Source organism: Pseudomonas sivasensis (assembly GCF_021391435.1).
In the GTDB taxonomy this organism is placed as follows: domain Bacteria; phylum Pseudomonadota; class Gammaproteobacteria; order Pseudomonadales; family Pseudomonadaceae; genus Aquipseudomonas; species Aquipseudomonas sivasensis.
In genome coordinates this window covers 5,488,356-5,500,435 of the sequence record NZ_CP090029.1, presented here as the reverse complement: position 1 = coordinate 5,500,435, position 12,080 = coordinate 5,488,356, and the positions used below count along the sequence as shown (strand labels likewise).

10 protein-coding genes are annotated in these 12,080 nt (G+C 59.8%); 7 read left to right on the top strand and 3 right to left on the bottom strand.

Features of this window, described 5'->3' with window-relative positions; all coding sequences use genetic code 11:
• The first annotated feature begins 62 nt into the window (after positions 1-62).
• Positions 63-941, top strand: coding sequence for a DMT family transporter (locus LRO94_RS24885; RefSeq protein ID WP_099603256.1), 879 nt, complete (start codon positions 63-65; stop codon positions 939-941).
• Position 942: 1 nt separating this feature from the next.
• Here the strand turns inward: LRO94_RS24885 and LRO94_RS24880 are convergent, their stop codons facing one another.
• Positions 943-2,277, bottom strand: a complete 1,335-nt coding sequence (locus LRO94_RS24880) for an MFS transporter (RefSeq protein WP_032884641.1) — start codon at positions 2,275-2,277, stop codon at positions 943-945.
• A gap of 232 nt (positions 2,278-2,509) precedes the next feature.
• Here LRO94_RS24880 and quiC point away from each other — a divergent pair, with 232 nt between their 5' ends.
• Positions 2,510-4,411, top strand: a complete 1,902-nt coding sequence (gene quiC / locus LRO94_RS24875; RefSeq protein WP_099603255.1) for a 3-dehydroshikimate dehydratase QuiC — start codon at positions 2,510-2,512, stop codon at positions 4,409-4,411.
• Between the two features lie 80 nt (positions 4,412-4,491).
• A complete protein-coding gene (locus LRO94_RS24870) occupies positions 4,492-5,157 on the top strand; it encodes a TetR/AcrR family transcriptional regulator (RefSeq protein ID WP_032884643.1) in 666 nt (221 codons plus the stop codon).
• A 47-nt stretch (positions 5,158-5,204) separates the two neighbouring features.
• Here the strand turns inward: LRO94_RS24870 and LRO94_RS24865 are convergent, their stop codons facing one another.
• Positions 5,205-6,053, bottom strand: coding sequence for a shikimate dehydrogenase (locus tag LRO94_RS24865; protein WP_179179843.1), 849 nt, complete (start codon positions 6,051-6,053; stop codon positions 5,205-5,207).
• Positions 6,050-6,499, bottom strand: a complete 450-nt coding sequence (aroQ, locus tag LRO94_RS24860; RefSeq protein ID WP_179179844.1) for a type II 3-dehydroquinate dehydratase — start codon at positions 6,497-6,499, stop codon at positions 6,050-6,052. Before aroQ ends, LRO94_RS24865 begins: the two co-directional genes overlap by 4 nt.
• 207 nt (positions 6,500-6,706) lie before the next feature.
• Here aroQ and LRO94_RS24855 point away from each other — a divergent pair, with 207 nt between their 5' ends.
• From LRO94_RS24855 to LRO94_RS24840, 4 genes are all read left to right on the top strand, one after another.
• Positions 6,707-7,228, top strand: coding sequence for an RNA polymerase sigma factor (locus LRO94_RS24855; RefSeq protein WP_032884646.1), 522 nt, complete (start codon positions 6,707-6,709; stop codon positions 7,226-7,228).
• Between the two features lie 64 nt (positions 7,229-7,292).
• A complete protein-coding gene (locus tag LRO94_RS24850; protein WP_122752973.1) occupies positions 7,293-8,291 on the top strand; it encodes a FecR family protein in 999 nt (332 codons plus the stop codon).
• A gap of 151 nt (positions 8,292-8,442) precedes the next feature.
• Positions 8,443-11,193, top strand: a complete 2,751-nt coding sequence (locus tag LRO94_RS24845) for a TonB-dependent receptor (protein ID WP_179179845.1) — start codon at positions 8,443-8,445, stop codon at positions 11,191-11,193.
• A gap of 103 nt (positions 11,194-11,296) precedes the next feature.
• Entirely contained in the window at positions 11,297-11,920 is a 624-nt protein-coding gene (locus LRO94_RS24840) for a heme acquisition protein HasA (protein ID WP_032884649.1), read from the top strand.
• Positions 11,921-12,080: the final 160 nt, after the last annotated feature.

Sequence of the window (12,080 nt, the reverse complement as noted above, 5' to 3'; positions counted from 1 at the left end):
TACCGGGTTGAGTGCTTCTTCGTTCAGCGCTCAGCGTTCCGCTCGCCACGCAAGAGAATTCAATGACCCTTAGTACCCCGTTGTCCGGCGTCAACCATCCCTTCAAAGGCATTTTGCTGATTGTGGCGGCGACGTTCCTGTTCTCCAGCCACGACGCCTTGTCCAAATACTTGGCCGGTTTTTACCCGATTGTGATGGTGGTATGGGCGCGCTACCTGGTGCACACCTTGTTGATGGCCGGTATTTTCCTGCCGCAATCAGGCTTGCGCGTGCTGCGCAGCAAACGGCCAGGTATGCAGGTGGTGCGGGCGTTGTGCCTGTTGGGCACCAGCCTGTTTTTTACCTCGGCCCTGCATTACATCCCGCTGGCGGAGGCCACGGCGGTGAACTTCCTGGCGCCGATCCTGGTGACCGCGCTGTCGGTGCCGCTGCTGGGTGAGCACGTCACGCGTGGCCAATGGCTGGCGGTGATCTGCGGGTTTGTCGGCGTGCTGGTGATCATCCATCCCGGCGGTGAACTCTTCACCCCGGCGGTGTTGCTGCCGCTGTGCTCGGCGCTGTTCTTCTGCTTCTACCAGTTGCTCACACGCATCCTCAGCCAGTACGACACGCCAACCACCAGCAATTTCTTCGCCGGGTTGTGCAATACCCTGGTGATGAGCGCGATGGTGCCGTTCTTCTGGCAGATCCCCACGCTGTGGCATGGGGTGATGATGCTGGCGCTGGGCACGTGCGGGATGACCGCGCACTTGATGCTGACCCAGGCGTTCCGCTTTGCGGCGCCGGCCTTGCTGGCGCCGTTCGGCTATTGCCAGATTGTGTTCGCGGGGTTGTTGGGTTGGCTGGTGTTCAGCCATACCCCCGATATGACCACGGTGGTGGGTATCGGGGTGATCTGCATGAGCGGGTTGGCCGCTGCCTGGCAGCAGCGGCGTCGGTAAATCAGGCGTCGACGGTAGGAATCTTGCGCGGCGCCATGAAGTACATCCACGTCAGCGCTATGAAGTACATCGCCGGGATCAGGGTGAACAACACGGTGTAGTTGTTGTTGGTCACGGTGAGGATATGGCCGACGATCTGGGTCATGAACATGCCGCCGATGGCTGCGCACATGCCGCCGAAGCCGAACACGGTGCTCATCATGTGCTTGGGCGTGTAGTCCATCACCAGGCTCCAGATGTTGGCAGTCCAGGCCTGATGCGCGCCGATGGCCAGGGAGATGGCAAATACCGCGACCCACAGTTGGCTGGAACCGGCCGCCATGATCACGCCTACGATGCAGCAGGCAAACAGCAGCATCGACAACAGCCGCGCCTTGATCGAGTTCATCCCACGGCCGATCAGGAATGACGACAGGATGCCCCCACCCACGCTGCCGAAGTCGGCGGTCAGGTAGATGATGATCAATGGGATGCCCATCTGGGTCACGTTGATGCCCAGGTTGTATTGCTGGTTCAGGAACGGCGGCAGCCAATACAGGTAAAACCAGAACACCGGCGCGGTCAGTGCGTAGGCAATCGCAAAGGCCCAAGTGCCGCGCATACGCAGGATACGGCTGAACGGCACGCCAGGCTGTTCCGGCTCGACTTCCCGTTGCACGTAATCCAATTCTGATTGTTTAACGTTCGGATGATCTTCCGGGTTGTAGTACTTCAACCCCCAGAACACCAGCCAGATCGCGCCCAGCGATGCCATGCACAGGAAGGCAGCCTGCCAGCCCCACACATGCAGGATCAGCGGCAGCAGCATTGGCGTCATCATCGCGCCAACGTTGGTACCGGCGTTGAAAATCCCGGTTGCCACGGCGCGCTCACCGGCGGGGAACCACAGGCGCGTGGTCTTGACGCAGGCCGGGTAGTTGGCGGCTTCGGTCAGCCCAAGGATAAAGCGACAGACCATAAAGCCGACGGCCGAAGTGGCCAGGCCGTGGGCGCCGGTGGCCAGGCTCCACAGCAGCACCGCGCAGAAGAACACGCGTTTCACGCCGACCTTGTCGATCAATCGGCCTTGCAGCACAAAGCCAATCGCGTAGCCCACCTGGAACCAGAAGTTGATGTTGGCGTAGTCCATCGCCGTCCAGCTCATCTCTTTGGCGAGGATCGGTTGCATCACGCCCAAGGCAGCGCGGTCGATGTAGTTGAGGGTGGTGGCGAAGAACACCAGGGCCAACATGCCCCAGCGAGTTTTACCGACGGCCATGGCGCCGCGGATCTTGTCGCCGATGCCGGCGTGCGGGGTGCCGGGGCGCGAAGCCAGGGCGGAGTTTTGCGAAGGCATGTGGTTGTACCCGTTTTTTGAAATTTTTATGGTGTGTTCTGGGTCTTTTCTAAACGTTGGTGCGGGATCGATGGTGCGCAGCGGCTAAAAAATCGTCAATTCGCCAAAGAGGCTTAGTGTTCGATAATCGCACCAAAAACTAACCGGTTCGTACATTTTAATTGCTGTGAGTAGTTTAGCGGCCAATAATTTGCCGTAAATAAGACGAGCCTTAAATGCCGGGAGTCGCGCTATGCAACGTTCCATTGCCACTGTTTCCTTGAGCGGCACCCTGCCGGAAAAGCTTGAAGCCATCGCCGCCGCCGGGTTTGACGGGGTTGAGATCTTCGAGAACGACCTGTTGTATTACGACGGCAGCCCACGGGAAGTTAGGCAGATGTGCGCCGACCTCGGCATCGCCATTACCTTGTTCCAGCCATTTCGCGACTTTGAAGGCTGCCGACGCGACCGTCTGGCGCGCAACCTGGAACGGGCCGAGCGCAAATTCGACCTGATGCAGGAACTGGGCACGGACCTGGTGCTGGTGTGCAGCAACGCCTCGGCCGATTGCGTCGGCGATGAACGTATTCTCCTCGATGACTTGAGCCTGCTGGCCGAACATGCCGGGCGCCGCGGCTTGCGCATCGGTTATGAAGCGCTGGCCTGGGGCAAGCACGTGAACACCTGGCAACAGGTGTGGAATCTGGTGCGTCAGGTTGATCACCCAAGCCTCGGCGTGCTGCTCGACAGCTTCCATACCCTGTCGCTCAAGGGCGACCCAACTGCCATCGCCGAGATCCCAGGCGACAAGATCTTCTTTGTGCAAATGGCCGACGCGCCGATCCTGGCCATGGATGTGCTGGAGTGGAGCCGCCATTTCCGCTGCTTCCCCGGTCAGGGCGAATTCGATCTGGCGGGCTTTTTGGCGCCGATCATCAAGAGCGGCTACACCGGGCCGTTGTCCCTGGAAATTTTCAACGATGGTTTCCGTGCGGCGCCGACTCGGGCCAATGCCGCCGATGGCCTGCGTTCTCTGCTGTACCTGGAGGAGAAAACCCGCCAGCGCCTGGCCGAGGAGGCGCCTGCCACGCCGGTCGATATCCTGTTTGAAACCCCGGCGGCCAGCGAATACGACGGCATTGAATTCCTTGAGTTTGCGGTCGATGAAAACCTCGGTGCCAAGCTGACGAACTGGCTGGAACGCCTGGGTTTCGTCAAGGCCGGGCAGCACCGCTCCAAGAGCGTGAGCCTGCTGCGCCAGGGCGATATCAACCTGATCCTCAACTGCGAACCCTATTCCTTCGCCCATAACTTTTTCGAAGCCCATGGACCGTCGTTGTGCGCCACGGCGATCCGGGTCAAGGACAGCGCCAAGGCTCTGGAGCGAGCGGTCGCCTATAAAGGCCAACCCTATCGCGGACTGGTCGGGCCTAACGAGCTGGAGTTGGCGGCCGTGCGCGCGCCGGACGGCAGCTTGATTTACCTGGTGGACCAGAGCGAGGGTGGTTTGTACGACACCGATTTCAATCTGCAATCCGCTGCGACCGACGCCGGTGGTTTGCTGCGTATCGACCATATGGCCATGGCCTTGCCGGCCGACAGCCTCGACAGTTGGGTGCTGTTCTATAAGAGCTTGCTGGACTTTGAAGCTGATGACGAAGTGGTGTTGCCCGACCCCTACGGCCTGGTGAAAAGCCGCGCATTGCGCAGCCGTTGCAGCTCGATTCGCCTGCCGCTGAACATCTCCGAAAACCGCAACACTGCCATTTCCCACGCGCTATCGAGCTATCGCGGTTCGGGCGTGCACCACATTGCTTTCGATTGCGCGGACATTTTCGCCGAGGTGCGCCGCGCGAAGGAGGCCGGCGTGCCGCTGTTGGATATCCCGCTCAACTATTACGACGACCTGGCTGCACGCTTTGATTTTGACGATGAGTTCCTCAGCGAGTTGGCGTACTACAACGTGTTGTACGACCGCGACGCCCAGGGCGGTGAGTTGTTTCATGTGTACACCGAACCGTTTGAAGGGCGGTTCTTCTTCGAGATCATCCAGCGCAAGAACGGTTACGCCGGCTACGGCGCGGCCAACGTGGCGGTGCGTCTGGCGGCGATGGCCAAATCCCGCAGCGGTGCAGTGCGTCAGGCACGTTTATAAGAGGGTGTCGGGTGCTTCCTTCGGGGAGCACCGGGCCCCATAATCGCGGCCTGCAAAATAAAAATGGCCGTGAGCGCACCATGACCTCAAGTCCCGAACTCCCCGAGGTGCCAGACGCACCGCGCAAGAGTCGTAAGAACAATCCGGAAAAGACCCGCGAGAACATCCTCCAGGAAGCCATTGTGGAGTTTGTCCAACAGGGCCTGTCCGGCGCTCGCGTGGACGCCATTGCCGAGCGCATCCACACCTCCAAACGCATGATCTATTACTACTTCGGCAGTAAAGAGCAGTTGTACGTTGAGGTTTTGGAAAAGCTCTACGGCGATATCCGCAACACCGAAGCACGCATGAACCTTACGGCGCTGGAGCCGCGTGAGGCGATTCGGCGGCTGGTGGAATTCACCTTTGATCACCACGATCAGAACGTGGATTTTGTGCGGATCGTCAGCATCGAAAATATCCACAATGCCGAGTACGTGAAACGCACCGACACGATCAAGGCGATGAACAGCAAGATCCTTGAAGGGCTGGGCGCGACATTGCGCCGAGGCGCCGAGATGGGGGTGTTCCGTGAAGGGCTGGAGCCGCTGGATGTGCACTTGCTGATCAACTCATTCAGCTTTTACCGCGTGTCCAACCGCCATACGTTCAGTGAGCTTTTTCAGATCGAGCTGTCGGATGAAGTGGTTAAACAGCGGCATCGCGAGATGATCTGCGAGTCGGTGTTGCGTTACCTGCAGGCCTGAATACAGCGCCTAACCCAATGTGGGAGGGGGCTTGCCCCCTCCACATTTCAGGCATTCATACTCTTGAAGTGCGCCAACATCCGCTGCGCATCCGCCACTTGACCACTGAACAACTCAAACGCCTTTACCGCCTGAAACACCGCCATATTGCCGCCATCCAGCGTGCGGCAACCCAAGGCGCGGGCGTTGCGCAGCAGTTCGGTTTCCAGCGGGAAATACACGATTTCCGCGACCCACAATTGCGCCCGCAACAGAGTCGCCGGCACCGGCATACCCGGCAGTTTGGCCATGCCCATTGGCGTGGTGTTGACCAGACCATCGGCCTCGGCCATCGCGTTGTCTAAATCAAGACCCACTTGCGCACGACCGCTGCCGAAGCGCTGGGCGAGGTTATCCACAAGGTCGCGGGCGCGGCTGGCGTCCACGTCGAAAATGCTCAAATGCTCCACACCCTCAGCCAACAGCGCATGGGCCACCGCCGCGCCCGCACCACCGGCGCCCATCTGCACCACGCGCTGACGTGGCACATCATTAAGGTTGCGCCGGAAACCTTCGGCGAACCCCAGGCAGTCGGTGTTGTGGCCGATGCGTTTGCCGTCTTTGAACACCACCGTATTCACCGCGCCGATACCCCGTGCTTCATTCGACAGTTCATCGAGCAGCGGGAGGATGGCCTGTTTGCACGGGTAGGTAATGTTCAGTCCGGTGAAGTGCATCTGCTCGGCTGCACGCAGGAGGTCGGGCAGGGCGTTGGTGTCCAGGTGCAGCGGCTCCAGATCAATCAGGCGATACAGGTAACGCAAACCTTGGGCGTCGCCTTCCTGTTCATGCAGAGCGGGGGTACGGGAAGCCTGGATACCGGCGCCGATCAGGCCGGCGAGGATGCGCTGTTTCATTGAGCCGATCCCTTCAGCAATTGGCTGAAGTGTTCCAGGGCCAGGTGGTAGCCGTGGCTGCCAAAACCGGCGAGCACCGCTTTGGCGATGGGCGACACAAAGGAGTGATGACGAAATGCTTCGCGGGCATGCACGTTGGATAAATGCACTTCGATCACCGGCACTTCACTGGCCACCAGAGCGTCACGAATCGCCACCGAGGTGTGCGTCCAGGCCGCAGGATTGATCACGATACCGGCGCAACGGCCACGGGCGCCGTGGATCCATTCCAGCAGTTCGCCTTCGTGATTGGTCTGGCGAAATTCGATTTTCAGCCCGAGCTTATCGGCACTGCGCCCGCACAGGGCGGCGACGTCGGCCAGGGTTTCATGGCCGTAGGTGGCGGGCTCGCGGGTGCCGAGCAGGTTGAGGTTGGGGCCGTTGAGCACCAGCACGATAGGCGGCATTGGGGGGTATCTCCACAGTTCTTGTTCGTTGTGCAGATAAAATGTACTGGTTAGTTAATTTGGTCAATTGATGGCGGCGGATGTGTTCGATTACCGAACTTTTAATCAGGTGTGCCCCTAGCTGAATCGGATTAGATATCAATTGAAAATCATTCTCGATAACGCTTAATATGCCCGCCTGTTTCCTTTTCATTCCAGGGAGTCGGTTTGTCGGACGTGGATCTCAAGGGCCTGTTTCTCAAGCACGCCGATACCCTGCGCGGGTATCTGGCTCGCAAGGTACGGGACCCGCAGTTGGCGGCCGACCTGGTTCAGGAGAGCTTCCTGCGCCTGGCGGAAAAACCACCCGGCGAGCGCATCGACAATTCCCAGGGCTATCTCTATCGAACGGCGAGCAATCTGCTGATCGACCATATCCGCCAGGAAGCACGGCGCAAGACCGATTCCGTGCCTAATGAGGCGCTGGCCGAGATTGAAGATGAAGTGGCCGGGTTGGAGGCTCAGGCAATGGCGCAGCAACAGCGGCAGGCATTGAAGCAGGCATTGGCGGAGTTGCCGGAACGAACCCAGCAGATCTTCCGTCTGAATCGGATAGAGGGCATGACTTATGCCCAGGTTGCGCGGCACTTGGATATATCAGACAGCTCCGTACAAAAGCACCTGGCCAAGGCGTTGGCGTATGTCATGCAGCGCTTGCAGGACGGTCAGGTGGCGCCATCCGACGAGTGAGTTACGGAAAAACCTCCGCTCAGACGTCACAGCGTTACATAACGAAAAAATTCGAGATTCACACGTGAATAGCCAGGGTCCGCAACAGCACAGCATTACCGAGGCCGCCGCCGATTGGGCGGTGCGCCTGCACGCCGCTGCCCTGACCGACCAGGAGCAGGCCGAGCTGCGCCAATGGATTGCCTGCGACAGCCGCCATGAAGCGGCGCTGCGCTTTGCCGAGCAGACCTGGGCAGCGTTGGGCGAGGTGCATAAGGACGAGCCAGTGCACCGTCAGCGTCCGGCGGCGGCGACGCTGCCGCTGCGCCGAACCCCGCGACGCAGGCCGTGGCAACGTGCGGCGGCGGTGGCGCTGGTGGTGGTGGTCGCCGGCGTGGGTTGGGTGCGCGGGCCGGAGGCCTGGCTGCGCATGCAGGCCGATTACGTGACCCAGAAGGGCGAAGTGCGCACCGTGCACTTGGCCGATGGCAGCACGGTAGAACTGGATTCCGCCAGCGCCATCCGGCTGGACTACGACGGCGTGCAACGGCGCATCAGCCTGATCCAGGGCTCGGCGATTTTTGACGTGGCGCCGATGGTGGGTAAGGAAACCCGTCCATTCGTGGTGCAGAGCGCCGGCGGGCAGACGCGGGCGCTGGGCACGCGGTTTGTGGTGCAGCGTGAGGACGACCGCCAGGGCTGGGTCGGCGTGTTGCAGCACAGCGTCGAAGTCTCCCTGCACGCTACACCGAAAAAAGGCCCGAGCGACCACGTGCTCAAGGAAGGCCAGGCCGCCCGCTACAGCCCCGCGCAGGGCATCGAGCCCTTGGATCAGTTTGATGTAGAGCGTGCCACCAGTTGGCGGCGTGGCGTGTTGATTTTTGATCGTCAGCCCTTGGCCAAAGTGATTGAGCAGCTCAACCGCTACCGTCCCGGTCAGGTGGTGTTGACCCATTCCGACCTGGGTGAACGTGAAGTCAGCGGCGTGTTCCGCCTAGACATGCTCGACACGGCCCTCGGCACCCTGACTCAGGAACTCCAGGTGCAACGCTTGGACTTGGCAGGCCTCAGCCTGATCTATTAATGACCTGGCGGGAGGTCTGCTCCCGCCCGCTTAAAACCCCCCGCACGAAAAACTTTTAAAAAGTCTTACTGACTTCCTGCGCCTCGTACGTCTTGCTAGGTGAGAAGCATTCGCATAAACAAAAATACGATCAGCGCAGGGAAAACCAGAAATGTCAGCACTCACCAAGGGGCGTATCACCGGTAGCCGGTTAGCCTTGGCCATTCACTTGGGCCTGTTCGCCGCAGCGGCTCCCGTGTACGCGGCGCAGCCTCAAGCGGGAGCGGCCCAGCCCGTCGTGCTGACGTTCGATATCCCTGCGCAATCCTTGGGCAGTGCCGTGTTGGCGTTCGCCGACCAAGCCGGTTTGCAAGTGTTGTTTGACAGTCAGCGCCTGCAAGGCTTGAACAGCACCGCGCTCAAAGGCAGCTTCAGCGTGCAGGAAGGCCTGGGCCGTTTGCTCGGCGCTGCGCCGGTGGAGTATCGCTTCACCAGTGAACGCCAAGTGACCCTCAACCGCGTCAGCGATGATCACGCGGGCGCCATGACCGTAGGCACCACCACCATCACCGCCAACACCAATGGCCAGGCCAGTGATTGGGTGTACCAGACCCCAAAGTCCGTGGCGGTGATCAGCCGTGACATGATCGATAAACGCCCGCCCCGTCACGCCGCCGACATGCTCGAAGAAACCGCAGGCGTCTACACCGCCGTCAACCAGCGCGATCCTGGTTTGTCGGTGAACATTCGAGGGGTGCAAGACTACGGCCGCGTGAACATGAACATCGACGGCATGCGCCAGAACTTCAACGTCAACGGCCACCAACAACGCAACGGCACCCTGCTGATCGACCCGGAGTTCATCTCCAGTATCGAGATCGACAAGGGTAGCCAGTCGGGGCAGGGCGGCGCAGCAGTGTTGGGCGGGATTGCCTCGTTCAAGACGTTGGATGCCAGTGAGTTCTTGAAAGACGGCAAGGAATACGGCGGACGCATCCGCGCTGGCCACGGCATTGGTGAGCTGGGCAATGGCACCAATTTTAATGGCAGCGGTGTGTTTGCCTTTGGTGATGAGCGCGGCGATGTGTTGGTGGGGTACAGCGAACGGCATTTCGGCGATTACCGCTCGGGTAACCACAATGACCAGAAATTGGGCACCAACCTGCGCGCCCGCAAGGCCATGCCGGGTGCGTTCGATGATTGGTTGAACAGCGAAGTCGGTGACATGGGCAGCGTGACCCGATCACAGATCGTCAAGCTGGGCCTTAACTTGCCCAATGACCAGCGCGTGCAACTGAGCTACCTGGAAAGTGACAGCGACAGCAACGATGCCTGGGCTTACACCAGCGACGATAACCAGAGTGTGTTTTACCAACGAGTCAGCAAAAACAACCTCAACGCCAAGAATTTTGCGTTGGACTACAGCTATACCCCGGATAACCCACTGATCGATCTGAAGGCCAAGGCGTACTACGTCACCACCCAGCTTGATCGCACCAATGCGCCGAACGGCGCGACGGTAGGCACCGGAAACTACGTGGGGACCTACACTGACCACTTCCAGACGGACACCTGGGGACTACAAGGCGACAACACCTCGCGCTTTGATTTCGGTCAGTTGGGCCATGTGAGCTGGAACTACGGTGGGGAGCTGTACCAGGACGAGTTCAAGCCACGCACCAACAAGGTCGAAGCCACCAACGACCTCGCTTTGCTGCCCTACGCCGAGGGTGGAACGCCGGGCGGCAAACGCACCATCGCGAGCCTGTTTAATAACCTGCAATACGAGTATGGCGATTGGCTGACCCTGGATGGCGGTTTGCGTTACGACCGTTATCGGCTCGAAGGCGAAACAGGCATGACGCTGTACCGCCGTGATCGCTTCTACAGCAGCCTGGTGGGGGCCAAGCGGGTCGTGGAAGTCTACGATGTCGATCGCGAGGAGGGGCAGTTCTCCCCCACCTTCGGCATCGCCGTCAAACCTGGCCTGGACTGGCTGCAGCTTTATACGCGCTGGGGCAAAGGCTGGCGCCCGCCGGCAGTGACCGAAACCTTCATGACCGGCCGCCCCCATGGCGGCGGCTCGGGTGAGCGTCTGTTCCCCAACCCCTATCTCAAGCCCGAGGAGTCGAAGGATTGGGAGGTGGGCGTGAACGTGTTCAAGGAAGGGCTGTTGTTCGGTGATGATCGCTTGGGCATCAAGGTGGCCTACTTTGATACCAAGATCGAAAACTTCTCCTTTCTCAACACCAGCGTCAGCCTTCCGGAAACCACATCGGGTGGTTTTCTCGGGACCATGGCCTACGTCAACAACACCAACCCCACGCGTTTCCGTGGGCTTGAGTACCAGCTCAACTACGACATGGGCCGCGTCTACGCCAACCTGAGCTTCACCCACATGATCGGCAGTAACGAGTTCTGTTCGAAGAACTATTACATGGGCGGCGCGAAGAAAAACGGCCCAAGCACAACGCGTATCGAGCGCTATGTGGATGCAAACGGCGTTTCACGAATCCGCCTCGTGACCCGCTATGAAGTACTCGACGATGACGTTGCCAACAATCGGGAAAGCTGTGGCCGGATCATGGGCAACGCCACCTACATGCCCGCCGACCGTGGCTCCGTGACCCTGGGTGCGCGCTTCCTGGACAAGCGCCTGGATACCGGTGTGCGTGTGCGCTACAGCGCGGGAAATGGGGAAAACCTCAATCAGCAGGGTTACGACCTGATCGACCAGGCGCTCTGGCCTCAATACACCCTGTATGACCTGTACGGCAGTTACTGGATGACTGACCACCTGAACATTTCGCTGGCATTGGAAAACGCCACCAATGAAGCCTATTTCGTCGCCATGGGCGACGCCAACAACTTGAGCCTGGCGCGCGGCCGGACGTTGAGCGGGATGTTGGAATACAAGTTCTGATCTACGTGCAGCGGCACGTGATCAATGGTTTTACCCAACAGTGGGTAAAAAAGTGCGCCGCTTATGCGTACTCATCAATAGCGTTGTTTAACGAGGTTTAGTGATGACTATTTCTGTTAGCTACGATTCGATCCTGAGTGATGTAACCGTCTCGGAATACCTGAGCGCTTGGGCCCTGGGCTTCAACACAGCCGGTCACGGCAACAGCAACACCGGTGGCTTCAGCAACGGCTCACTCGCCGGTGACCAGTACGCTACCCACGGCGCCAACAGCTCCGACTACGCCTTCATTGCCGACAGCGACACCAGCAATGGCCTGCACTATGTATTCAATCCACTGCTGCCAGCGAGCAGCAACCAAAACCACTTCCTGTGGGGTGAGCTGGATAACGTTCAACTGGGCACTGGTCTGGGCGGCGGTAGCGGCAGCGACTTCAGCCTGACCGACTTCAAGGTCGCCTTCAACGGCCTCGACCTGAGCGCAGCGTCGGATGCCGGTCGCGTCGGTAACGAGGTCCAGAGCGTGATCTACGGCCTGATGCAGGGCAACACGTCCGCGTTGGAAACCGTTCTCGCTGACCTGCTGGGCGCAATCGGCGAAGACCTCAACAGCACCTTCGACGAGATCAGCGCCGCTGTCGCCAGCCATGCCGCATCCTCGGCCACCACCGACGTTGCGCTGGTGGGTGTGCAAGACGTGGCACAGGACTGGGCACTCGCCGCCTAACGCCTTCGCTGCATGAAAAAAGCGAATGGAAGATCGCTCTCCCATTCGCCGCATGACACACCGCCGTCGCCCAAGCCTTCTAACTCTTCCGGCGACGGCGGTGCCAAATTCTGCGCAGCGTCGTATCGCCTGTCAACGCGGCGACGTTGCACGCTTAACC